Genomic DNA, 23,284 nt, shown 5'->3' on the forward strand with positions numbered 1-23,284 from the left:
CGCCATGGAGGGCACGGCGAGCCTGGCAGGCACGGCGGCGGCGGGCGCAGCCCCCCGCCGGCGACGCAACTATGCCCGGCACTACTGGTGGTTCGTCGTGCCCTGCGGCGCGGTGGTCCTCGGCACCATCGTCTTCCCGTGGGTCTTCACGCTGTACATGTCGGTGCACGAGTGGAGGCTCGGCGGCGGCAGGTCCTGGGTCGGCTTCGCCAACTACGCGAAGCTGGTGGAGGACGAACGCTTCCTGCTCTCGATCCTGCGCACGCTCTACTTCACGGCGCTCTCGGTGCTGTTGCCGATGGTGCTGGGGCTGCTCGCCGCACTTGCCTTCCATCGCAAGTTCCCGCTGCGCGGGCTGGCGCGCACCATCTTCATCCTGCCGATGATGGCAACGCCCGTCGCCGTCGCGCTGGTCTGGACCATGATGTTCCACCCGCAGCTCGGCGTGCTGAACTGGCTGCTGCAACAGGTTGGGCTGCCGCCGTCCATGTGGGTCTATGCGCCCGAGACCGTCATCCCGACGCTGGTGCTGATCGAGGTCTGGCACTGGACGCCGCTGGTGATGCTGATCCTGCTCGGCGGCCTGGCCTCGCTGCCGATCGATCCCTACGAGGCGGCGAAGATCGACGGCGCCACGCCATGGCAGGCGTTCCGGCACATCACGCTGCCGCTGTTGGCACCCTTCCTGGTGGTGGCGCTGATCATCCGCACCATCGACGCGCTGAAGGCCTTCGACACCATCTACGTCATCACCCAGGGCGGGCCGGGGACGGCGAGCGAGACCATCAACATCTTTCTCTATCTGCAGGCCTTCGCCTACTACAACCTCGGCTATGCGAGCGCCGTGGTGGTGGTGTTCTTCACCATCATCATCGCGCTCGCCATGGTGCTGCTCTGGACCCGCGCGCGGGTGAAGGACGCGTGATGCGGAAGGTGAAGCGCATCGCCGGGAACATCGGCTTCGGCTTCGGGGTGCTGATGCTGGTCTCCCCGGCCATCCTCGTCTTCCTGTGGATGTTGTCGCTGTCGCTGAAGACGGAACTCGACAACACCGATTATCCGCCGGTCTTCATCCCGAACCCGCCGGTGATGGACAATTTCGCCGCAGTGTTCGAGCGCAACGACTTCGTGAAGTATGCGCTGAATTCGGTGATCGTCTCCTTCAGCGCGACGGGCCTCGCGATCCTGTTCGGCGTGCCGGCGGGCTATGGCATCGCCAAGATGAAGGCGACCAAGGCGGCGGTCGTCATCCTGATCGCGCGCATCACGCCGGGGCTGTCCTACCTGATCCCGCTGTTCCTGCTGTTCCAGTGGATCGGGCTGACGGGGACGGTGGCGCCGATCATCATCACCCACCTGGTCATCACCGTGCCCATCGTGGTCTGGATCATGATGGGCTTCTTCGAAGGGCTGCCGCCGGAACTCGAGGAAGCGGCGCTGGTGGACGGCGCGACGATCTGGCAGGCCTTCCGCCACGTCGCGATGCCACTGGCGCGGCCGGGGATCACGGTGGCGACCATCCTGTCCTTCATCTTTTCCTGGAACAACTTCATCTTCGCCATGGTGCTGGCGGGGCGGGAATCCCGCACGCTGCCCGTCGCGGTGAACAACATGCTGACCTTCGAGCAGATCTCCTGGGGCCCGCTCTCGGCCGCCGCCCTGCTGGTGACGGCGCCGGTGCTGCTGCTGACGCTGCTCGCGCAGAAGCAGATCGTGGCCGGGCTGACGGCCGGGGGCGTGAAGGGGGGCTGAGCGGTCTGGCAAAACCCGCGCGAAGGCTTATATTTCGGCCATCGGGAGACGTGTCATGACCCTCCGCCGCATTCCCGCCGCCGTCCGTTTCATGGTGATGCATGGGGTGGTCGGGCTCGGCCTATCGACCGTCTTCGTGGGCGCGGTGCTCTGGGCTGATCCGGGCGGGGTGGGCTCGCTGATCCTGCGGGTTGGCGGCTGGCCGGTCGTCGCGATGCTCTGGTATTTCTCGGGCCTGACCTTCGGCGCGGTGCAGATCGCCACGGCCGTGATGCTGCAGGATGGCCAGGACCGTCCGGCCGGCGGCCGGCGCTTCCGTCTGCCGGTCCCGCCCGTGCCGGTGCGCGCGGCGGCCCGCCGGCGCGGCTGAGGGCGGGGGGCTCCCGCGGTTCCATCGGGATCGGCATCGGGTCGCGCAGGGCGACCGCAGCGGAGGGGTTCTGCGCGGCCGCTACAATGTTCCGCTGCCGGGGCGGCGCTGGACGCGGGCGCCACCCCGCGCGACATTGCTGGCCGCTTTCCAAAGGGACCGGCCCGTATGCAGAACACCGAAGAGATCTGGCGCTTCGTCGAGGCCAAGGCGCAGGACGCGATCGGGCTGTCCGACCGCGTCTGGGGCATGCCGGAACTTTGCTATGCCGAAGTCCGTTCCTGCGCCGAGCACACCGCGATGCTCGAGGCGCACGGGTTCCGCGTCACGAAGAACGTCGCCGGCATCCCCACCGCCGTGATGGGCGAGGCGGGGGAGGGCGGTCCGGTCATCGCCATCCTCGGTGAATACGATGCGCTGCCGGGTCTCTCCCAGGAAGCGGGCGTGGCCGAGCACCGGCCGATGCCGGGCGACGGTTCGGGCCATGGCTGCGGGCACAATCTGCTCGGCGCCGCGTCGCTGCTCGCCGCTTCCGCGGTGAAGGACTGGCTGGCGGCGAATGGCGTGAAGGCGCGGGTGCGCTACTACGGCTGCCCGGCCGAGGAAGGCGGCGCCGCCAAGGGCTTCATGGTCCGCGCCGGCGCCTTCGACGACGTGGACATGGCGATCTGCTGGCACCCGGCCGCCTTCTCGGGCGTGAACGAGGCGGTGTCGCTGGCGAATACGCGCATCGACTTCTCCTTCACCGGCCGTTCGTCCCACGCCGCAGCCGCGCCGCACCTCGGGCGCTCGGCGCTCGACGCGGTCGAGCTCATGAATGTCGGCGTGAACTACATGCGCGAGCACATGCCGTCCGACGCGCGGATCCACTACGCGTATCTCGATGCCGGCGGCATCGCGCCGAACGTCGTGCAGGGCACGGCGAAGGTGCGCTACCTGATCCGCGCGCGCGATCTCGTCGAATTGAACGGGCTGGTGGCGCGCGTGAGGAAGATCGCCGACGGCGCGGCGCTGATGACCGAGACGGCGGTGACGACGAAGGTGGTCAGCGCGGTGTCGAACCTGCTCGCCAACACCCCGCTCGAGGAGGCGATGCACGACAACCTGCTGCGCCTCGGCCCGCCGCAGTTCGACGACGAGGACCGCGCCTTCGCGCGTGAGATCCAGAAGACGCTGACCGACGACGACATCGCCGCCGCCTTCCGCCGCCACGGGCTGAAGGTGGAGCGCGACAAGGCGCTTTGCGACATCGTCGTGCCGCTCGATGCGCAGGGCAGCGGCGGGGTCGGCTCGACCGACGTGGGCGACGTGTCCTGGGCGGTGCCGACGGTGCAGGCGCGCGGGACGACCTATGCCATCGGCACGCCGGGCCATTCCTGGCAGCTTACCGCGCAGGGCAAGTCCGGCATCGCGCACAAGGGCCTGGTGCATGTGGCAAAGGTGATGGCCGGGACGGCGGTGGATGCCATCGTGAAGCCGGATCTGCTCGCCGCGGCCAAGGCCGACCACGAGGCGCGCACCGCGGCGACCCCCTATGTCTGCCCGCTTCCGCCGGATGTGAACCCGCCGATCAGGATGTCGGCGGACTGACCTGGTTCCCGGTGTCCAGAGGCCTTTCGGCCTCTGGCGGATGGGGTCCGGGGAAGGCAGGGCCTTCCCCGGGATCGCTCACACCTTCCCGGCGTAGGACTTCGCCATGCCTTCACCGGGATCCGCCTGCGGCCCATAGGGCATGATCGGGTAGCGCAGCCCGGCCTTGGACAGGCCGAGCAGGCCCTCGACGGCGATGGCGAGATCGGCCGGCGGCAATGCCATCAGCATCTCGTCATCCGCGACGCCGCCGTAGCGCCGTTCCGCATAGCAGGGGATGGAGAGCGACGGCGCGCGGTCGCGCAGCGCGCGGCCCCAGGAATCGGCGCAGGCGCTCTCCCCCGTCACGGAGAATTCGAAGCGCTTGTAGGTCTTCCACTGCAGCCCGTTGATGAACAGGATCATCTGCGCGGGGTTCGCGTAGAAGAGGCAGATGTCCGGCGGGTCGAGCCGGGCGCTGCGCAGCGGGGAAACCGCCAGGCCCGCATAGCGCGGCGGCACGCGCGGCATTTCCGCCTGGTGCTTGCGCGCGGCCTCGCGGTTCTCGAACCACACGCCTTCGAACTTGCGGCCGGAGAGGTAAAGCTCGGAGGGCTCGTTGAGCCCGATCACGCCGCCGCAATTGGAGAAGCCCGGCACGTTCGCGGTGGTGATGCCCATGGTGAAGCCGGCGATGCGGGCCTGGGTCACCAGCTGGCAGGTGGAGAAGGTCTTGCCTTCCGTGGGGCGGCGCAGGCCGGGGACCTTGGCCATCTCGGCCTCGTCGGCGAACAGCTTCATGCCGATCGGCAGGGTGCGCAGGCGAAGCAGTTCGGTGAGCTGGCGCGCGAGCTCGGCGATCTGCTTCGCATCGAGCGGCGGCGTCTCCGCCATCGGCGGGGCATCGGTCATGGGCGGTTCCTCCTCGTCCCGCGGATGATGCGACGCGGAGGAGGAAACGGCAAAAACCGCCCGGCCGTCGCGGGCGGGCGGCGTTCATCGGGCTGAGGAAGGCGTCAGCCCGACGTCGCGGCCTCGCGTGCCGCGGCCATGGCGGCGAAGGGGCAGCCGGCGGCGCGGCGCTGGCGGCGGACCTCGGCGGCGTAGCGTCCGGGCTGGTGTTCCTCGGCGCTGGCGGGGATGACGACGCTCTCGCGATAGGCATCCCACTCGGCGTCGCCCCACTGGGTGAAGGCGTCCGTCACCGTCGAGGCATTCATCACCGCATCGGCATAGGCGAATTGCGGGATCGGCTGCACCTGCAGGAGGGGGCGGAGCTGGTTGATCTCGACCGGGGTGTCGGTGCGCGTCAGCCGGATATTGGTGAAGAGCGGGCCGAACCACTTGTCGAATTCGACGATGCCTTCGAACTGCTCGTAGGCGGCGTGCTTCGGCAGGTTTGCGGGGGAACGGGTCAGCAGCGACCAGCCTGGCGCCGTGCGCACGAAGAGCCCGGTCCACATCTGCACCACGCCCGCTTCGGGCAGGCCGGTCAGGAAGGGCGGGGAGAAGCCGCGGATGTCTTCCGGCACGGCCTCGTCAAAGGTGTCTCGGAAATAGGGGTACTGCGCCGCGCCGAGGCCGAGGGGCATCCATTCCCCCTCGAGCGCCTCGCAGGTCCACAGCACTTCATGCCCGTCCCACATGAGTGTCAGGTCGAGCGGGGCGGTGATGTGCCAGCCGAAGCCGGCAGCGGTGGTGACGGCATCGCAGTAGCGGAAGGCCCGCGTTGGCAGCCCGCCGAGACCCGAGCGATCGGCGCGCTCCGGCGCCGGTATGCCGGGGATCAGGCGGTGGAAGCTGACGATCGGAGTGCGGTCCGGGCCCATGGCGGTGCGTCCTGGAGGGTGCGCGGATATCCACGCGACAGGGCGGGGGATCCGCGGTGCGGTCCCCCGGCCCCGAGGATCAGGCGCGACGGAGGCCGGCGCCGATGCGGACGGCGCCCTTGTCGGCGACGGCGGCCTTGGGGGTGCGGAGGCCGGCACCGGTGCGGACGGCGCCCTTGTCGGCGACGGCGGCCTTCGGGGTGCGGAGGCCTGCACCGATGCGGACGGCGCCCTTGTCGGCGACGGCGGCATTGGGGGTGCGGAGGCCGGCACCGATGCGGACGGCGCCCTTGTCGGCAACGGCGGCATTGGGGGTGCGGAGGCCGGCGCCGATGCGGACGGCGCCCTTGTCGGCGACGGCGGCCTTGGGGGTGCGGAGGCCTGCACCGATGCGGACGGTGCCCTTGTCGGCGACGGCGGCCTTGGGGGTGCGGAGGCCTGCACCGATGCGGATGATGCCCTTGTCGGCGACGGCGGCGAGGATCTTGGTCATGCGGTTTCTCCGGCTTGGAGGTCGCTGGCAACGGGGCCAGTAGCCCGACCTTGGCCAAGCAGGGCGGCACGCACAAGCAAACATTCCTACTTGTTTAAAACTATCTTCCTAGTATTATGATCAATAGGAAAAGCATCAGTTCTTCAATCCAGCGAGACGCTTAAAGACGAGGACCATGACTCACCTGAACGCTAGATTCATGCAGTTGTGACGTCTCTCACGCGAAATTAACGGAGGAAATCACAACTTATTGGAGAATACCTCCGGGGGTTGATCGCGAATAAGGTTCCACTCGCTTTGCGTGCGAGAATTCACCGCGGAGCCGTACCGATCAAGCATAAGGTAAATCATCACGATACCGGGCCCGCCGGGGTCAACGAGTCTCAGGGCGCGGTTTGGTGAAGCAGGCCGGACGCGTTATGAGAGCGTGAGGATGTCAGATCTCATTATCCGCTCCGGACAGGACGACAGACCTCCGCTGGAGGGAATCGTCCCCCCCGTCGTCATCGCCGGGCCGCCTGCGATCAGGGTGCGGATCACCATGCTCGGCAGGATGGATGTCCGCGCCGTGACGGGTGAGCCCCTGCTGCCGCGATCCCGCAAGACGCGCGCTGTGTTGGCGGTCCTCGCGATCGAATCGCCCTCCGTGGTGTCCCGCCAGCGGCTGGCCGACCTGCTCTGGAGCCGCCGCGGCGAGGAACAGGCCCGCGGCTCTCTCCGCCAGGCGCTGCACGAGTTGCAGGAGGCGCTCGGTGAGTGGGGCCGCGGCCTTCTGATAGCGACCCGCGAGACGGTGGCCTTGGACCTGGATGGCGTCTGGTCCGATGCACGCGAACTGCCGCTGATGGCGCGCGAGCGGGCCGAGGCGCTGAACCTGCTGCAGGCGGAGCTGCTCTCGGACCTCGACGGCCTCGATGCCGCCTTCGACACCTGGTTGCTCGACCAGCGCCGCCGGTTGCGCGAAGCGGCGCTCGATGCCGCCACCGCCCGCCTCGCCGCGGCAGCCACGGCCGAGGCCCGCGCGTTGGAGGCGCGCCGCGTGCTCGCCATCGACGCCGCGCAGGAACCCGTGTGGCGCATCCTGATCCGCGCCGAAGCCGAACGCGGCGACCGCGGCGCGGCCTTCGCCGCCTGGGAGGAGTGCCGCCGCGTCTTCGCCGAGCGCTTCCGCAGCGCGCCGTCGCCGGAAACCGCGGCGCTCGCGGATTCGCTGCGCGGCGAGGTCCCCGCCCTGCCGCCTGTCGCGGTTTCGCGCAGCGCGGTGCGTGGGGCGCGGCTCGGCGTCATGCCCTTCCGCGTGCTTGGAGGGGAGGCCGATGCGGAAGTCTCGCTGGGCCTCGCCGGAGAGATCACCGCGGCCCTCGCGCGGTTCCGCTGGCTCGTGCTGGTGGACAGTTCCTCGCTCGCCGCCGCCGTGCGGCAGGAAGGCGGGGGCGGGAGCCTCGAGCTCGACTTCACCCTCTCGGGCACCGTGCAGCGCGCCGGGAACCGGGTGCGCGTCACGCTCCGCCTGACCGACCACCGCACGCCCGAAGCCGTGGTCTGGGCCGAGCGCTTCGATCGCGACGCCAACGACATCCTGGCCCTTCAGGACGAGATCGCCGCCGAGGTGGTGGCTCGCGTCGACCCCGAGATCCTGCTGATCGAGGCGAACCGCGCCGCTGCGCGGCCTCCGGTCCATGCGACCGCCTACGACCTGCTGCTGCGCGCGATCCCGGCCATCTACCGCCTCGACCGGCAGTCCTACGAGCTCGCCGGCAGCATGCTGGCCGAGGCGACGCGGCTCGAGCCGGATTACGCGCCGGCCTATGCCTGGCATGCCTACTGGCACCTGTTCCTGGTCGGGCAGGGCTGGGCGCAGAACGATGCCGACGTGCTGGCCAAGAGCGAGGCGCTCGCCTCGCGCGCCGTGGCGCTCGATCCTTCGGATGCGCAGGCGCTCGCCATCCTCGGCCATGTGCGCGCCTTCCTCCACCACCGGGTTGCCGAGGCGGTCACGCTCTACGAACGGGCGCTCGCGCTGAACCCCAACCTGCCGATGGCCTGGGTCTTCTCGGCCCTCGCGCTGTCCTACCGCGGGGACCACGCCGAGGCCCTGCGGCGGTGGGAACGCTACAAGCGCCTGGCACCGCTGCATCCGCACGCCTTCTTCTTCGATGCGGCGCAGCTGGTGCCGCTGCTGCTCCTGCGCCGCTACGAGGAGGTGGACGCGGCCGCGCGGCAGGTGACCGCCCTCCATTCGGGCTTCACCTTCCCCTACAAGGCCTGGTTGTCCGCGCTCGGGCACATGGGGCGGCCGCAGGAGGCGGCGGAGGTGAGGGCCCGGCTTTCCGCCATGGAGCCGGATTTCGACCTCACCAAGGCGCGTGAGCGGGCGCCCATGCAGGCCGCGGTCGATCTCGACCACTACCTCGCCGGGCTGCGCAAGGCCGGCATCACCTGATCGGGTGAAGATGCTCGCACAAGACAAAGGCCTGGAGCGGTGTTCGTGAGCCGAGGCGAACGGAAACCGCTCTGGTGTCCTGCCTGCGAAGTTCGCTGGATTTCCAGCGAACGAAGCGAACAAGCAGGCCACTGAAAACAAAGGCCAGTGGCCTGAGAACGAAGTCCGCAGGATTTCGGAATCAGGACACTAGACAGGCCGGATCGTCTCACCCGGGCGGATCGTGCCGCCCGTCACGATCCGGCAATTCAGGCCGCTGCGATTGATCAGCGGCTTGAACACCTTCTTCCCGAGCAGGTCCTCGAGATACTGGCAGGGCACGTTCAGCCGCCCGCCATGCAGCACCACCTCGCCGACACGGAAATCCCGGCCGACCAGATGGTTCAGCGGCACGCCGGCGACCAGCAGGTTGCGCCGCGTCTCATGCGGCGCGAGGTCGATGCCGTGGTCGCGCCGCAGCGCCTCCAGCGTTTCCGTCTCGATCAGCGTCACCTGGCGATCGGCGTGCGGCTTGTGGCTGTAGGTGCCGCGGCCGTTGGCGTAGCGGTCGCCGTCGATGCCGACGCCTTCGACCAGCCGTGCCGCGTCGAGTTCCACCATCGGCGCCGAGGCCTCCGGCGCGATGTGGATCGCGACGAGGACGCCTGTGAAATCGAAGCTCATCGCAGCAACTCCGCCGCGGCGCGCAGCAGGGCGCCATCCGGGGTCCAGAGCGTTTCGAGCACGCGGAAATGGTCGGCGCCGGGGATGGGGATGAGAGGCCCCGGTGCCTGCGCCTCCGCCCGCACGCGATGGAAGGCGCGGGATTGGCGCCGCAGTTCCGGCAGTTCGGCCGCGCCGTAGGCCACGGCGATCGGCTTCTGCACAACAGGACGGCGGATCGGCGAGAGGTCGGCGACCTCGGCCCCGCTCAGGCGAAGCTTCGCGTCCAGGAAGGTGTCGCGGATCGGCGCAAGTTCGTAGATGCCGGACATGGCGAGCGCGGCCGTCACCGCCGGGTGTTCCGCCGCCAAAGCGGCGAGGTGCCCGCCCGCCGACCAGCCGGAGACGACGACAGGGCCCCCGATGCCGTGCGCGGCGCCATTCGCGGCGAGCCAGTCCAGGGCGCGCGAGATCTGCCAGGCGATGCCGGTCAGCGTCGCCTCGGGGGCCAGCGTGTAGCCCGGAAGCGCGGCGGACCAGCCCATGGCAAGCGCGCCCTGCGCGAGGATGGCGAAATCCTCCCGCCGGTTGCGCTGCCAGTAGCCGCCATGGATGAAGACGAGGCAGGGCGCGGCGGCGTCCCGGCCGGGATAGAGGTCCCACTTCTCGCGCTCGGCCTCGCCATAGGACAGGTCGAGATGCCCCGCATGGCCCGCGCGGAACTTTGCGGAGGCGGCGTTGCGCGCGGCGATCTGCTGCGCGCTGTCGGCCACCATGTCGGTGTTGTTGTAGGCGTCGTCGCGCTGCTTCTGCGGCCAGGACGACCAGCCTTCGGGGATGGCGCAGGGCGTGCTCACGGCTTGATCACCCGCACCGGGGCCCCCGTGTTGAAGGCCAGGACCGCCTCGACCGCGCCCTCGTAATAAGCGCGATAGTTCTGCTGCGTGACGTAGCCGAGATGCGGCGTCAGCACCGTGTTGGGCGCGGAGAGCATCGGATGGCCGGCAGGCAGCGGCTCGCTGTCATAGACGTCGATGCCGGCGCCGGCGATGGTGCCGGCCCTGAGCGCGGCGATCAGCGCATCCTGGTCGATCAGCGGGCCGCGGCTGGTGTTCACGATGTAGGCCGTGCGCTTCATGCGCGCGAGGTCCTCGGCACCGACGATGCCGCGCGAGCGGTCCGAGAGGATCAGGTGCAGCGTGACGACGTCGGCCTCGGCGAGCAGGGTCGCCCTGTCCACGCGCGTGGCGCCCATCTCGGCGGCGCGCTCCCCGGTCAGGTTCTGGCTCCAGGCGAGCACCTTCATGCCGAAGGCCTGCGCGACCTTCGCCACGCGGCCGCCCAGCTTGCCGAGGCCGATCACCCCAAGCGTGCGCCCTTCCAACCCGTACCCCACCGAGGTCTGCCACCCCCCGGCCCGCAGCGATTCCTGCTGGCGCGGGAGATCGCGCATCAGGCTGATGATCAGCCCCCAGGTGATGTCCACCGTGGGATCGCCGAAGGAGGGCGTGCCGCAGAAGACGATGCCCTTCTCGGCGCAGGCTGCCGCGTCGATGGAGCGGTTGCGCGCCGCGGTGGTGATCAGCAGGCGCAGCTTCGGCAGGCGCTCGATCAAGGCGCGCGGGAAGGGGGTGCGCTCGCGCATCGCCAGGATCGCGTCGAAGGGCGCGAGGCGCTGCGCCAGGGCCTCGCGGTCGGTCAGCGTGTCGCGGAAGACGGTGATCTCGACGCCCGGGAGCCGGTCCCAGGGGCCGAGCGACATGGCCACGCCCTGATAGTCGTCGAGGATGGCAAGGCGCTTCAGCGGCGCCGGGGCCTGGCTCATGGAACGTCTCCTCTGGTGTTGCGCCTTGATCGCCCCGGTTGGGCGACGGCGCAAGCCGGGTCCCGGGGGCGGGCGATCACGCGCCGAGGGCGCGGGTGACGATCGCCTCGTCCACGCAATCCTCGAAGGACGGGGCGCCCTTGAGAATGCCGGCGGTGGTCATGGCGCCGCGCAACTGCTCGAAGGCCGCGCGCGGGAAATGCGGGGTGGGCGACCAGAGCGCCAGCGCCTGGTAGCGGGCGAGCGCCGCGGTCAGCGCCTCGCGTGGCACCTCGGCGAAGAGCGGCGCGACGGTGGCGGCGATCTCCCCGGCAGGTGCCTGGGCGATCCAGGTGAGCGCCTCGGCCATGGCGCGGATCATCGCCTCGAACTCGGCGCTGCGTTCGGCGATGCGGGCCTCGGTGGCGTAGAAGGCGGTGTAGGCGGAAGGGCCGCGATCCGCCGCGCGGTGCCAGACGGCGCCGCCGCGCGCCTCGATCAGGGCCGCGTGCGGTTCGAAGACCTGCGCGACGTCGAGCGTGCCGGCGAGGACCGCCGCGGCGTTCTCCGCCATCGACCTTCCCGTCACCCGGTTCAGCGAGGCCAGGTCGATCCCGTCGCGCCGCAGGTCGTCCTGCAGGCACCACCAGGGGGTCGGGACCTCGCTGACGCTGCCGAAACGCAACCGCGGCAGGTCGGCGAGGGTGAAGCCGGGGTTGGGCCCGCGCCCGACCAGCAGGAAGGGGTCCTTCATCACCACGGCGCAGAAGGAGCGCAGCGGGCAGGAGGGGTCGCGGTCGCGCAGCATCATCGGTCGCATCGGGCCCGACCAGGCGATGTCGGCTCGGCCGGAGAGCAGGTTCTCCGCCGCCTTGCTGGGGTCGCCGGCGGTGTCGCGCCGGACCTCCACCCCCTGTCGCGCGAACATCCCACGCGCCTCGGCAACGTAGTAGGGAGCGTAGAAGATGGCGCGAAAGGGCTCGTTCAGGATGACGGGCTGCAAGGCGGGCCTCCGGGACAGGGGGGTGCATCCTGCGCAAGACGGTGCGGGCGGACCAGCCCTGCCGATTCGCCGCTGGCGTGACCTGCGAACTTCGCGGCATAAGCCCTTGCCCGGACAGGACAGCGGCAACGCGGCCTTCGCCGGGATTCGTGACAACGCTATATCTGGTGTGTGCCGTCGCCTTGGGCCACAATCCCTATGGTTCCGGCCCCCAGACGATCCCCTCGGGAGACCCATGTCCGCCGCGCCTCGGCCCGAAACGTCGCCCCGCCTCGAGCCGTTCCGCTTGCGCGGTGCGAACTTCAACCTGCTCGTCCTGCGCCTGCTCGATCCGCGCCCGGAAGCGGTGGTGCCCGCCATCGGGGATCAGTTCCGCCGCGCGCCAGGCTTCCTGCGCTTCGCGCCCGTCGTGCTCGGCCTCGGTGACCTCGAAGTGCCGGCCAGCGCGGTGGACTTCCAGGGGCTGATCGAGGGGCTGCGGGGCCTCGAGATCGTGCCCATCGGCACCACCGGCGGCACGCCGGAACTGCGCAATGCGGCCATGGCCTTCGGCCTGCCGCCGATCCGCAGCGCCGGCGGCAAGGAGATCGAGGAGCCCGCGCCGGCCCCGGCCGCCGTCTCGGCCGAGCCCGTGGCCGCGCCACCGCCGCCCCCGCCGCCCGCCGGCATGGCGCGCCCGACCATGATCGTCGAGCAACCGGTCCGCGCCGGCCAGCGCGTCTGGGCACAGGGCGGCGACCTGATCGTCACCTCCACCGTCAATGCGGGGGGCGAGGTGATCGCGGACGGGAACATCCATGTCTATGGCGCGCTGCGCGGCCGGGCCATCGCGGGCGGCGGCGCCAATGCCGATGCACGGATCTTCGCACTGAATTTTGACCCGGAACTGATCTCCATCGCCGGATACTACGCGGTGCGGGAGGGGCTGACGGGGGCGCCTATCGGCAAGGCGGTGCAGGTGCGGTTGACGGGCGAGCGGATGCGCTTCGATCCGCTCGGCTGAACGCGGCGCCACAGGGGAATTTCGAGGAGGCAGGGGAAATGGCACAGGTCGTCGTCGTCACTTCGGGCAAGGGGGGCGTGGGCAAGACCACGTCCTCCGCGGCCTTCGCCACGGGTCTCGCGCAGCGGGGCAAGAAGACCGTCGTCATCGACTTCGACGTCGGGCTGCGCAACCTCGACCTCATCATGGGGGTCGAGCGGCGCGTGGTGTTCGACATCGTCAACGTGATCAGCGGGGAGGCGCGGCTCAACCAGGCGCTGATCCGCGACAAGCGGGTAGACACGCTGTCCATCCTTCCGGCCAGCCAGACGCGGGACAAGGACGCGCTGACCAGGGAGGGGGTGCAGAAGATCATCGACGAGCTGTCGAAGGATTTCGACTACATCCTCTGCGACAGCCCGGCGGGCATCGAGAAGGGCGCGCTCCTTGCGCTCTACTTCGCCGACCAGGCGATCGTGGTGACGAACCCGGAAGTCTCGTCGGTCCGTGACTCCGACCGCATCCTGGGCGTGTTGCAGTCGCGGTCGAAGCGGTCCGAGGAGAAGCGGGACCCGGTGAAGGAGCATCTGCTCGTCACCCGCTTCGATCCCGCCCGCGTCGAGCGCGGCGAGATGCTGAAGCTCGAGGACATCCGCGAGATCCTGTCGATCCCGCTGCTCGGCGTGATCCCGGAAAGCGAGAGCGTGCTCCGCGCGTCCAACACCGGCACGCCGGTGATCATGGACGGCGAGAGCAATGCCGGCCAGGCCTATGCCGACGCGGTCGCCCGCTTCCTCGGCGAGGAGAAGCCGCACCGCTTCATCGAGACGGAGAAGAAGGGCCTGCTCAAGCGGCTGTTCGGCGGGAGGGCTGCGTGATGTCCTGGCTCGACTTCTTCCGCGGCCAGCGCAAGGAGCCGCCCACCGCCACCGCCGCCAAGGAACGCCTGCAGATCGTGCTCGCGCATGAGCGGATCGGCCGCACGCGGGAGGATTTCCTGCCGAAGCTGCAGCAGGAACTGGTCGCCGTGGTCGCCCGCTATGTGTCGATCGACCCGGGCAAGGTGAACGTCAACCTCGACCGCGGCGGGGACATGTCCACGCTGGCGATCGAGATCGAACTGCCCGCGCCGTCCGCCATGCGGGTCGTGGCGCAGGCGCGCTGACCGGCGCCGGGGGGCCTCAGGTCCCCCCGGCTTCCAGGGCGGTGCGCGTCACCTCCTCCGCCACCAGGCCGGCGTAGCCGGGCGTGCGCGTGATGGCGCCGGCCGAGAGCATGGCCGCCTCCAGCCGCGCCAGGGCCTCGGGCGGGAAGTGCGGCGTCTTCGTCCAGACGCCGAGCGACCTGTAGCGCGCGATGGCATGCGCGGCGATGTCCTGGTCCAGTGACTCGAAGAAGGGCGCGACGGTCGCGGCGATTTCCTCCGGCGAGGCGATGGCGAGCCAGGCGAGGGTTCGCTCGAGGCCGCGGACCATGGCCTCGAAGGCCGGGCGCTTCGCGGCGATGACGTCGGCGCGGGCATAGAAGGCGGTGTAGGAGGTCGGGCCGCGGCTTGCCTGCGCGTACCAGGCATGGCCGGTGCCGGCGCGTTCCATGGCGGTGGCGATCGGCTCGAACACCTGCGCGACATCGAGCGTGCCGGCGGCGACGGCCGCGGCGTTTTCCGCCATGGTGCGGTCCGTTATGCGCCGGACCCTCGCGGGGTCCAGCCCGGCGCGGCGGATGTCGTCCTGCAGCGTCCACCAGGGGGTCGGCACCTCGCTGACCGTGCCGAGCGTCATCGTCGCGAGGTCCGCCAGCCCGAAGCCGGGATTGTCGGCGCGGCCCACGAGGAAGAAGGGGTCGCCCATCACCACGGCGCCAAAAAGGCGCAGCGGGCAGTCCGGATCGGCGTCGTGCGCCAGCAGCAGCCGCATCGGGCCGCCCCAGGCGAGGTCGGCGGTGCCATCCAGCACGCTGTCCTTGGCGAGCGATGGCACGGTGCCCGACAGCAGCCGCACCTCCACCCCCTGCGCCGCATAGTCCCCGCGCGCCAGCGCCGCGTAGAAGGGCGCGTAGAACAGGGCGCGGAAGGGTTCCTGGAGAATGACGGCGTGCATGGTGTGCTCCCGGGGCTGGTGATCCGGCGAGGGTGGCGTAACCTGCCCGCGCCGCCAACCGCCCGGGAGGATCCCATGCCGTACCGTCGCTCGTTGCTCGCCGCCGCAGGAGTTCTGCTCGCGGCGCCGTCGCTGGCGCAGGAACGCTATCCGGGCCGACCGGTGCGCATGATGATCCCGGTCGGCGTCGGCGGCGTGACCGACATCGTCGGGCGGATCCTGGCGGAGGGCATGACGCCGATCCTCGGCCAGCCGGTGGTGCCGGAGAACGTGGTGGGCGCGGGCAGCACGATCGGCGCCGCGGCCTTCCATCGCACGCCGGCGGATGGCTACACGATCTTCATCGGAACCAACAACCATCCGCTGATGAAGGCGCTGCGGCCTGAATTCCCGCACGACCCGGTGACGGATTTCGTGCCCGTCGCGCTGGTGGGGCGGCAGCCCTTCGTGCTGGCCGTCAATCCCTCGGTGCCGGCGCAGGACGTCGCGCAACTGCTCGCCTGGCTGCGCCGGGAACGCGACGCGGCGAATTTCGGCTCGACCAATCCCGGGGCGACGAACCACCTGGCAGGGGAACTGCTGAAGCAACTCGCCGGGCTCGACTACACCATCGTGCCATACCGCACGGCCGCGCTGGCGGTGCAGGACCTGGTGGCGGGGCGGATGCAGTTCACCATCGACAGCCCGACGATGCTCAACTCGCTGATTCAGGCGGGGCAGGTTCGCGGCCTCGCGGTGTCCTCGCGTGACCGCTCGGTGCTGGTGCCGGGACTGCCGAGCCTCGCGGAGTCCGGCGTCCCCGGCTACGATCTGACGGCCTGGCAGGTGCTGTTCGCGAAACCGGGCACGCCGGCGCCCATCGTCGCGACGCTCGAGGCCGCCGCGCGCCGTGCGCTGGCCGATCCTGCGGTGCAGGACAGGCTGCGCCGCGCGGGCGTGGACACTTGGCCGGACACATCGGCCGCGGCCGCCGCGCAGCACGTCCGCGAGGAGGTCGCGCGCTGGGCGCCGATCGCCGAGCGCATCCGGCAGGCAGGAGGTTGAGGTCATGGCCTATGAGGGCATCCGGGCGCATCGCCCGCTGATCATGGGCCGGCGCGGCGCGGTGGCGAGCAACCACCCGGTCGCGACGGCGGCGGGCCTGGAGGTGCTGCGCGCCGGCGGCTCGGCGGCGGATGCGGCGGTCGCCGTGTCGCTGACGCTCGGGGTTGTCGAGCCGCACATGTCCGGCCTCGGCGGCGACGGCTTCTATCACCACTGGTCGGCGCGGAGCGGCAAGGCAGAGACCTATGCCGGCACCGGCCAGGCGCCAGCGGCGGCGACCATTGCGCGCTATCGCGCGGCGGGCGGCATCCCCAACCATGGCCCGCTGTCGATCCAGACGCCGGGCAAGGTGGCGGGCCTCGCCGCGCTGCACGCCGCGCACGGCGCGAAGGCCTGGGGTGCGCTGTTCGGGCCGGCGATCGAGGCGGCACGCGACGGCTTCGCGGCCACCCATGCGCTGCGCCATTTCGTAGGCGAGAATCGCTACCGCCTGGACCCCGACCCGACCAGCCGCGCCATCTGGCTGCCGGACGATGCGCCGCCGGCGCTCGGCGCGCTGGTGGTACAGCCGGCGCTGGCGGAGACGCTGGAACGGCTCGCCGCGGGCGGGCCGGAGGATATCTTCCAGGGAGGCCTGGCACGCGACCTCGCGGCCGACATGGACGATGTGGGTGCGCCGGTGGCGGCGGCGGACCTCGCGGCCGTGACGCCGCTGCGCGCGCCGCCGGTCGGCATCACCTGGCGCGGCTTCGAGGTGCGCCAGACGCCGGCGCCCTCCATGGGCTTCGCCATGCTGCAGATGCTGCGCATCGTCGAGGGCTTCGACCTCGCCGCGCTGGGCTGGGGCAGCGCGGGGCTGATCCACCTGATGGTGGAGGCGAAGAAGCGCGCCTTTCTCGATCGCGAAGGTGAGGCCGGACGCGATGCGCCGGACTTCGCGGGGCTTCTTTCGGATGCGCGCTGCGCGGCGCATGCGGCGGTTATCGGCGAGCGCGCCGCCCACCTGCCGGTGCGCGCGATGGCCGAGGCCGACACCACCTATTTCTGCGTGGTGGATGCGGAGGGCAACGCGGTTTCCGCCATCCAGTCGATCAACTCGGCCTTCGGTTCGGGCGTGACGGGGCCGCGCACCGGCATCCTGCTCAACAACCGCATGTCGTATTGGCACCTGGAGGAAGGGCACGCGAATGCGCTCGCGCCGGGTCGTCGCGTGCGCCACACCATGAACGCGCCGATGGTGATGAAGGACGGCAGGCCCTGGATGGTCTTTGGCACGCCGGGCGCGGACAACCAGGTGCAGGTGAACTTCCAGGTGCTGGTGGCCTGCGCCGTCTTCGGCATGGATCCGCAGCAGGCGCTGGAGGCGCCGCGCTGGACCTCCTCCCAGCCCGGCCAGGAATCCAACTACCCGCACGGCGGCGGCGGGGTGCTGACGATCGAGCGCGGCGTGGGCGAGGCCGCCATCGCCGGCCTGCGCGAGCGCGGCCACGAGGTGAAGGTGGTCGGCGACCTCGATGGTGCGTGCAGCGTCGAGGCGATCCGCGTGCTCGAGAATGGCGTGCGCATGGCGGCCTCCGACCCGCGGCGGGACGGCTGGGCGGCCGCCTGGTAGGCGCCCCGTGCCGCGGCGCGCGGGCCCCGCCCAGGCGCAGGACCCATTAGTCGTTTGGAGCGGCGCGGCGGAATGTGACTCTGGGTGTGGCGGAGGTACCGTCATGCCTATGCCGCCATGCCTGCTCTCCGAAGGCCAGGCCATTGGCCACCGCGGTGCAGTTCTGATGCTGTCCCGGTTTCCAGCCGGGAAGCAGGAACCGCTCGTGGATCGTGGCTACGGCAGCGCCCGCTTCCGCGGTGTCCGGGGTACCCGCGGCCTCACGCCCTGCATTCCATCGGCGCGGGGCCGAAGGCAGCCGATGCCACACGACGCCTTGCTCCACCGCCAGCGCCACCGCATCGAAACCATGTTCGGCAGGCTCAAGGACTGGCGCGGCATCGCCATGCGTTACGACCGCTGCGCCAACACCTTCGTCAGCGCCATCGCCCTCGCCGCGACCGCCACCTTCTGGCTCAATCAATGAGTCCTGAGCCCAGGGACTGATGCACCTGGCCGGCAAGCCTGATGCGCCGTGCTTGCGTCGCGGCCGCGCCGTGCCCATACCCGAAGGACGCAGGGGGAAGCGGGGATGCGCACCCAGGTCGGTATCATCGGGGCCGGGCCGGCGGGGCTGCTGCTGGCGCAGATGCTGCACCAGCGCGGCATCGACAGCGTGGTGCTGGAGGCAAAGCCGCGCGCCTATGTCGAGGGCCGCATCCGCGCCGGGCTGCTCGAACAGGGTTCGGTCGACACACTGACCGAGGCCGGCGTCGCCGATCGCCTGCATCGCGAAGGCCTGGTGCATCACGGGCTGCATCTGCGCTTCGGCGGGGTGGATCACCACATCGACCTCTCGCGCCTCACCGGCGGCAAGGCCGTGACCATCTACGGCCAGCAGGAGGCGGTGAAGGACATGATCGCCATCCGCCTCGCCGCCGGACTGCCGCTGTGCTTCGAGACGGAGGACGTCGCGGTCCACGACATCGCCTCGACCCGCCCGCGCGTCACCTTCCGCCATGAGGGGCGCGCGCAGGCGCTGGACTGCGACGTCATCGCCGGCTGCGACGGCTTCCACGGCATCTGCCGACCATCCATCCCGGCCGCCGACCTGCGCATCTTCGACCGCACCTATCCCTTCGCCTGGCTCGGTATCCTCGCTCGCTCGCGGCCGATGTCGGAGGAACTGATCTACGCTCGCCACGCGCGCGGCTTCGCGCTCGCAACCATGCGCAGCACCAGCGTCAGCCGCCTCTACCTGCAATGCACGCCGGAGGAGGATCTCGCGCAATGGTCCGACGAACGCATCTGGTCGGAACTGCGCACGCGCCTCGGTGCGGCTGACGGGGAACTGGAGGAAGGTCCGATCCTGCAGAAGGGCGTCACCGCCATGCGCTCCTTCGTCGCCGAGCCGATGCGCCACGGGCGCCTGTTCCTGGCGGGCGATGCCGCGCACATCGTGCCGCCGACGGGTGCCAAGGGCATGAACCTCGCCATCGCCGACGTGCGCGTGCTGGTGCGCGCGCTGGAGGCCTTCTTCGTCGGCAGGGGGGAGGCGCTGATGGACGCCTATTCCGCCACCTGCCTCGATCGCATCTGGAAGGTGCAGCGCTTCTCCTGGTGGATGACGCAATTGCTGCACCGCTACGACCAGGAAGACGCCTTCGAGGAACGGATCCGCAAGGCGGAACTCGACTACCTCGCGTCTTCGGTCGCGGAGCAGACCACGCTGGCCGAAAACTATGTCGGGCTGCCGCTGGACTGACGCGCGCCACGCCTTCGTGCGGAAGGCATCGCGCGCGGGACCGGTCGCGGGGCTATCCGCAGGTCGGGACCGCGTCAGCCGCGCGCGGCGAGCACCGCCTCGACGACCTCCTGCACCTCCAGCGCCTCGCGCAGCGTGGCGAGGTGGTGCGCCTGCCCGCGCGTCATGGCCGCGACGCCATCCAGCTGGTGGCGCAGCACCATCGGGCGCATGCGCTCGTTCGGCACCGCGTCCGGGGCGGCGGACCACACGCCGTCGGCGGCACGACGCTCGGCGAAGGACCAGTCGCGCAGGCGGATGGCGCCGGTGGGGCCTTCCAGCACCCAGGCATTGTGGTCGTCCGCCAGCGTGGTGCCGACGCCGCCCGACAGCGTGACGGGCACGCCGCCCGCCGTGAGTCGTGCGGCGATGGCGGTTTCCGAACGGCCCGGCGCGGCGAAGGTGGCGCGCGCCGCCTCCAGCGCCAGCGGGCCGAGCTGCCGCCGCGTCAGGAACAGGAAGTGCGAGACGACCTCGCGCGTGAAGCCGCCCTGTTCCGGCCGGTCGAGCCAGGTCACCGCGTCGCGCTGCCATGAGCGGGGCCAGGCGGCGAAGGCGACGGTCACGGACAGCTCGCGCGGCTCGCCCACCACGCCTTCCGCGCGCCACGTGCCGAGTTGCGCGACCGCCGGCGAGGACGCCATCGGGAAGTTCACCGCCCCGCGCGCGCCGGAGGCCTCCGCCGCCGCAACGAAGGCGCGCGCCTCCTCCGTGCTCACCGCCAGCGGCTTCTCGAGGAACGCCGCCTTGCCCGCGGCGAACGCCGCCTTGGCGTGGGCGAGGTGAAAGGCGGGCGGCGAGGCGACATAGAGGCAGTCGCAGGCCGCGATCACCGCCTCCGCCGAGGCCAGCATCGGCACGCCGGGCACGGCGGCGGCAAGCCGCGCCGCCGCCTCGGGCGCGGGATCCCAGACGCCGACCAGGCGCACCTGCTCGTGCTCCGCCGCAAAGCGCGCGAGCCGCTCCCCCATGATGCCGAAGCCGACGATGCCGAGGCCGATACGATCCGCCATGTCACTTACCTCCGCGGGTACAGCGCCTGTATCGCCGCCCTCGGGGGCGCGGTCTATCCTCCGCGCGCTTCACGCGCGAGGAACCCATGTCCGAGACCGAACCGCCCGTCCTGCTGACGCTCGAAGGCGCCGTCGCGCGCCTGGTGTTCAATCGCCCGCATCGCCGCAATGCCATGAACTCCGCGATGGGGGATGCGCTGGACGCCGCGCTCGCGACCCTGGAGGCCGACCCGGGGACGCGCGTCGTCGTCGTCTCGGGCGCGGGCGGGCATTTCTGCGCGGGTCTCGACCTCGGCGAGGTGGGATCCCAGGACAGCGAGGCCGAACGCCTGGCCGCGGCGCAGGAACGCAACCGGAAGATCGGCGAGCGCTACCGCAGGCTCAGCGCGCTGCCCAAGGTGGTGGTCGCGGCGGTGCAGGGTGCCGCGCATGCGGGCGGCCTCGGCTGGGTCTGCGCGGCGGATATTGCAATCGCCTCGGCCGATGCGCGCTTCTGCGCGCCGGAGACGCTGCGCGGCCTGGTGCCGGCGCAGATCCTGCCTTGGATGGTACGCCGCATGGGGCGCAGCGCGGCGACGCGCATGGTGCTGCGCGCCGATGTGATCGATGCCGCGGAAGCGCTGCGGCTCGGCCTGGTGCATCAGGTGGCGTCGGATGCCGCGGCGCTGAATTCGGCGGTCGAGGCCGTGCTGGCGGACATTCGCAAGGGCGCGCCGACGGCCATCGCCGAGACCAAGGCACTGATCGCCGCGCTCGGGCCGCTGGCGCCGGAAGGCTATGCCGAGGCGGGCGCGCTGGCCTTCGCCCGCTGCGCTGCGGGGGAGGAGGCGCGCGAGGGCATCACCGCCTTCCAGCAGAAGCGGGCGCCGCGCTGGGCTTCCTGACCCGCGCGGCGGGCGGCGCCCGACCCGCGCACCCGCCTGCCGGCTCCGCGTCATGAAGGATGCCACGGACTGCATCGGCGGCGTGGCGCCGAGCGCGGCGATCCAGGGCGTCGTGCCGCCGCGTGAGGCATCGCCGAAGGGCTGACCACGTGCATGCCGGCCCCGATCTCCATGCAGCAGCATGGCCGATCCGCGCGCGACCGGGGAGGGGGCGCCGCATGTGCGACTGCCGCGCGCCGATGCAGCCTGCCGCATCGGGCGGCACCGCGATGCGCCGCGAGAGGGGATTCGTTACGGCGGGGGCTTGCCTGGCCGGAGCGCCGGGTTTCTCATGCCGCACGACACGCGTCACAGGGAGAACCGAGAGATGGGCTTCCGTCGCCTGCGCGCCGCCTTCCTCGCCGCCGTCGTCGCCACCGTGCCGGTTGCGGCGACGACCTTCCCCGCCGCCGCGCAGCAGCGCCCGCTGGTCTGGGGCGACACGCTGCCGGCGACGCTCGACCCCCACGCGGTCTTCGACGTGCCGAGCCAGTTCGTGCTGCTCAACGTCTATGACGGGCTCTATCGCTACCAGGGCAACCCGCCGCAACTCCTGCCCTGGCTGGCGGAGAGCCACACCACCAGCGCCGACGGCCTGACCTGGGAATTCACCCTGCGGGAAGGCATCAGGTTCCACGACGGCAGCGACATGACGGCGGAGGACGTCGTCTATTCCTTCCGCCGGCTGCTCGCGATGAACCGCGCGCCGGCCGCCGCCTTCGCGCCCGTCCTGCGGGCCGAGAACGTGACTGCGGCGGGCCCGCGCACGGTGCGCTTCGTGCTCTCCAGCCCCTATGCGCCGTTCCTTTCCGCCATTCCATTGGTCGCCATCGTCAACCCGCGCGCCATCGCGCCGCATGTCGCGAACAATGACTGGGGCGCGGGCTGGCTCGCGGTGAACGGCGCCGGGTCGGGTGCCTACCGCATCGACCCGTCGAACTACCAGGCGCGGGTCTCGCTCGATCTGGCGCGCTTCCCTGGGCACTTCATGGGCTGGACGCACAACCAGCGGCCGATCGAGCAGGTGCGCGCACGGCCGGTGCTCGAGACCTCGACCCGCGTCCTGGCGCTGCTGCGGGGCGAGATCGACGCGACGGATTCCTACCTGCCGACCGACCAGGTGGAGCGGGTCGAGCGCAACGCCCGCACGCGCGTCGCGCGCGACGAGAGCATGCGCGTCTTCATCATCCGCATGAACAACCGCAAGCCGCCCTTCGACAATCGCGACGCGCGGCTCTGCTTCGCCCATGCCTTCAACTACCAGGGCTTCAACGAGGTGATCCTGAAGGGCCTGGTGGTGCGCAACGGCGGCCCCAATCCGAACAACCTCTGGGGCAATCCGTCGGACTTGCAGCCCTATGCATTCAACCTCGACCTGGCGCGCCAGCATTGCGACCGGGCCCGCGCCGCCGGCGCGCCGCTGAACCGCGAGATCGAGATCCACATCCAGTCGGAACTCGAGCAGACCGTGCAGGCGGCGCAGATGTTCCAGGCGGACCTGCGCCGCGTCGGCATCAACCTGCGCATCGTGCCGAGCACCTGGGCGAACATCACCGGCGCGACCGGACAGCCGCAGACCACGCCCGACATGTGGGTACACTGGGTCTCCACCTACTTCGTGGATCCGGAGAACTGGGTCGGCCAGATGTACGACAGCCAGTTCCACGGCACCTGGAAGGCCAGCGCCTGGTACACGAATGCGGAGGTGGACACGCTGCTGCGGCGCGCGCGGGCGAGCCTGGACCGCGGCGAGCGGGAGCGGCTCTACCAGCAGGCGACGCGGCAGGTCGTGGCCGATAGCCCGGACATCTGGGTCTACAACACGTTGAACCTGCGCGGCCTGTCGCGGCGAGTGCAGGGCTACCAGTTCTCGCCGGTCGGCTCGGGCGGCGAGATCCGCCTGATGTCGCTGGAGAACTGAGC

23 protein-coding genes are annotated in these 23,284 nt (G+C 70.6%); 14 read left to right on the plus strand and 9 right to left on the minus strand.

What is annotated here, in order from left to right; all coding sequences use genetic code 11:
- Positions 1 to 4: 4 nt before the first annotated feature.
- From GXW76_RS01035 to GXW76_RS01050, 4 genes are all read left to right on the plus strand, one after another.
- Positions 5 to 925: a carbohydrate ABC transporter permease gene (locus GXW76_RS01035; protein WP_211860123.1), complete on the plus strand. Its 921-nt coding sequence runs from the start codon at positions 5 to 7 to the stop codon at positions 923 to 925.
- A complete protein-coding gene (locus GXW76_RS01040; protein WP_211860124.1) occupies positions 925 to 1,752 on the plus strand; it encodes a carbohydrate ABC transporter permease in 828 nt (275 codons plus the stop codon). The genes GXW76_RS01035 and GXW76_RS01040 overlap by 1 nt, the downstream gene beginning before the upstream one ends.
- Before the next feature lie 55 nt (positions 1,753 to 1,807).
- Positions 1,808 to 2,122 carry a hypothetical protein gene (locus tag GXW76_RS01045; protein ID WP_246513820.1) on the plus strand — a complete coding sequence of 105 codons (315 nt, stop codon included), beginning with the start codon at positions 1,808 to 1,810 and terminating at the stop codon, positions 2,120 to 2,122.
- Between the two features lie 168 nt (positions 2,123 to 2,290).
- Positions 2,291 to 3,712, plus strand: coding sequence for a M20 family metallopeptidase (locus tag GXW76_RS01050; protein WP_211860125.1), 1,422 nt, complete (start codon positions 2,291 to 2,293; stop codon positions 3,710 to 3,712).
- A gap of 78 nt (positions 3,713 to 3,790) precedes the next feature.
- On the opposite strand, the gene GXW76_RS01055 is transcribed toward GXW76_RS01050, so the two are convergent.
- The 3 genes from GXW76_RS01055 to GXW76_RS01065 form a co-directional block, all read right to left on the minus strand.
- Positions 3,791 to 4,603: a DUF169 domain-containing protein gene (locus tag GXW76_RS01055; RefSeq protein ID WP_211860126.1), complete on the minus strand. Its 813-nt coding sequence runs from the start codon at positions 4,601 to 4,603 to the stop codon at positions 3,791 to 3,793.
- 104 nt (positions 4,604 to 4,707) lie between these two features.
- Positions 4,708 to 5,520 carry a DUF6065 family protein gene (locus tag GXW76_RS01060; protein WP_211860127.1) on the minus strand — a complete coding sequence of 271 codons (813 nt, stop codon included), beginning with the start codon at positions 5,518 to 5,520 and terminating at the stop codon, positions 4,708 to 4,710.
- Positions 5,521 to 5,599: 79 nt separating this feature from the next.
- Positions 5,600 to 6,013, minus strand: coding sequence for a hypothetical protein (locus GXW76_RS01065; protein ID WP_211860128.1), 414 nt, complete (start codon positions 6,011 to 6,013; stop codon positions 5,600 to 5,602).
- Between the two features lie 433 nt (positions 6,014 to 6,446).
- Between GXW76_RS01065 and GXW76_RS01070 the strand changes: the two genes are divergently transcribed.
- Positions 6,447 to 8,456: a BTAD domain-containing putative transcriptional regulator gene (locus GXW76_RS01070; protein WP_211860129.1), complete on the plus strand. Its 2,010-nt coding sequence runs from the start codon at positions 6,447 to 6,449 to the stop codon at positions 8,454 to 8,456.
- 189 nt (positions 8,457 to 8,645) lie between these two features.
- Here the strand turns inward: GXW76_RS01070 and GXW76_RS01075 are convergent, their stop codons facing one another.
- The 4 genes from GXW76_RS01075 to GXW76_RS01090 all read right to left on the minus strand — a co-directional run bounded on the left by GXW76_RS01075 (position 8,646) and on the right by GXW76_RS01090 (position 11,905).
- Entirely contained in the window at positions 8,646 to 9,119 is a 474-nt protein-coding gene (locus GXW76_RS01075) for an MOSC domain-containing protein (protein ID WP_211860130.1), read from the minus strand.
- Positions 9,116 to 9,955, minus strand: coding sequence for an alpha/beta hydrolase (locus tag GXW76_RS01080; protein WP_338150861.1), 840 nt, complete (start codon positions 9,953 to 9,955; stop codon positions 9,116 to 9,118). Before GXW76_RS01080 ends, GXW76_RS01075 begins: the two co-directional genes overlap by 4 nt.
- Positions 9,952 to 10,923: a D-2-hydroxyacid dehydrogenase family protein gene (locus GXW76_RS01085; RefSeq protein ID WP_211860131.1), complete on the minus strand. Its 972-nt coding sequence runs from the start codon at positions 10,921 to 10,923 to the stop codon at positions 9,952 to 9,954. Before GXW76_RS01085 ends, GXW76_RS01080 begins: the two co-directional genes overlap by 4 nt.
- 76 nt (positions 10,924 to 10,999) lie before the next feature.
- Positions 11,000 to 11,905 (minus strand): ABC transporter substrate-binding protein, encoded by a 906-nt coding sequence (locus GXW76_RS01090; RefSeq protein WP_211860132.1) that lies wholly within the window; start codon positions 11,903 to 11,905, stop codon positions 11,000 to 11,002.
- 235 nt (positions 11,906 to 12,140) lie between these two features.
- On the opposite strand from GXW76_RS01090, the gene minC reads away from it, so the two are divergent.
- Genes minC through minE form a run of 3 tightly spaced genes read left to right on the plus strand, consistent with a single transcriptional unit; the run spans position 12,141 to position 14,052 of the window.
- Entirely contained in the window at positions 12,141 to 12,908 is a 768-nt protein-coding gene (minC, locus tag GXW76_RS01095) for a septum site-determining protein MinC (protein WP_211860133.1), read from the plus strand.
- A gap of 38 nt (positions 12,909 to 12,946) precedes the next feature.
- On the plus strand, positions 12,947 to 13,765 hold the full coding sequence (minD, locus tag GXW76_RS01100; RefSeq protein ID WP_211860134.1) for a septum site-determining protein MinD: 819 nt from the start codon (positions 12,947 to 12,949) through the stop codon (positions 13,763 to 13,765).
- A complete protein-coding gene (gene minE, locus GXW76_RS01105; RefSeq protein ID WP_211860135.1) occupies positions 13,765 to 14,052 on the plus strand; it encodes a cell division topological specificity factor MinE in 288 nt (95 codons plus the stop codon). The genes minD and minE overlap by 1 nt, the downstream gene beginning before the upstream one ends.
- A gap of 16 nt (positions 14,053 to 14,068) precedes the next feature.
- Here minE and GXW76_RS01110 read toward each other — a convergent pair whose 3' ends face one another.
- Positions 14,069 to 14,986, minus strand: a complete 918-nt coding sequence (locus GXW76_RS01110) for an ABC transporter substrate-binding protein (protein WP_211860136.1) — start codon at positions 14,984 to 14,986, stop codon at positions 14,069 to 14,071.
- Positions 14,987 to 15,061: 75 nt separating this feature from the next.
- Between GXW76_RS01110 and GXW76_RS01115 the strand changes: the two genes are divergently transcribed.
- The 4 genes from GXW76_RS01115 (at position 15,062) to pobA (ending at position 19,386) form a co-directional block, all read left to right on the plus strand.
- The gene (locus GXW76_RS01115; RefSeq protein ID WP_211860137.1) at positions 15,062 to 16,030 is read left to right on the plus strand and encodes a Bug family tripartite tricarboxylate transporter substrate binding protein; all 969 of its coding nucleotides are present in this window, start codon (positions 15,062 to 15,064) and stop codon (positions 16,028 to 16,030) included.
- Between the two features lie 4 nt (positions 16,031 to 16,034).
- Positions 16,035 to 17,642 (plus strand): gamma-glutamyltransferase family protein, encoded by a 1,608-nt coding sequence (locus tag GXW76_RS01120; protein WP_211860138.1) that lies wholly within the window; start codon positions 16,035 to 16,037, stop codon positions 17,640 to 17,642.
- 166 nt (positions 17,643 to 17,808) lie between these two features.
- Complete coding sequence (locus GXW76_RS01125) at positions 17,809 to 18,108, plus strand: transposase (protein WP_246513825.1); 300 nt, start codon at positions 17,809 to 17,811, stop codon at positions 18,106 to 18,108.
- A 105-nt stretch (positions 18,109 to 18,213) separates the two neighbouring features.
- Entirely contained in the window at positions 18,214 to 19,386 is a 1,173-nt protein-coding gene (gene pobA / locus GXW76_RS01130) for a 4-hydroxybenzoate 3-monooxygenase (RefSeq protein ID WP_211860140.1), read from the plus strand.
- A 74-nt stretch (positions 19,387 to 19,460) separates the two neighbouring features.
- Here the strand turns inward: pobA and GXW76_RS01135 are convergent, their stop codons facing one another.
- Positions 19,461 to 20,438 carry a Gfo/Idh/MocA family oxidoreductase gene (locus GXW76_RS01135; RefSeq protein WP_211860141.1) on the minus strand — a complete coding sequence of 326 codons (978 nt, stop codon included), beginning with the start codon at positions 20,436 to 20,438 and terminating at the stop codon, positions 19,461 to 19,463.
- An 86-nt stretch (positions 20,439 to 20,524) separates the two neighbouring features.
- Here GXW76_RS01135 and GXW76_RS01140 point away from each other — a divergent pair, with 86 nt between their 5' ends.
- Positions 20,525 to 21,322 carry an enoyl-CoA hydratase/isomerase family protein gene (locus GXW76_RS01140; protein ID WP_211860142.1) on the plus strand — a complete coding sequence of 266 codons (798 nt, stop codon included), beginning with the start codon at positions 20,525 to 20,527 and terminating at the stop codon, positions 21,320 to 21,322.
- Between the two features lie 367 nt (positions 21,323 to 21,689).
- Positions 21,690 to 23,282 carry an ABC transporter substrate-binding protein gene (locus GXW76_RS01145; protein ID WP_211860143.1) on the plus strand — a complete coding sequence of 531 codons (1,593 nt, stop codon included), beginning with the start codon at positions 21,690 to 21,692 and terminating at the stop codon, positions 23,280 to 23,282.
- Positions 23,283 to 23,284 lie beyond the last annotated feature (2 nt).

The organism is Neoroseomonas soli (assembly GCF_018129065.1).
GTDB classification, from domain to species: domain Bacteria; phylum Pseudomonadota; class Alphaproteobacteria; order Acetobacterales; family Acetobacteraceae; genus Neoroseomonas; species Neoroseomonas soli.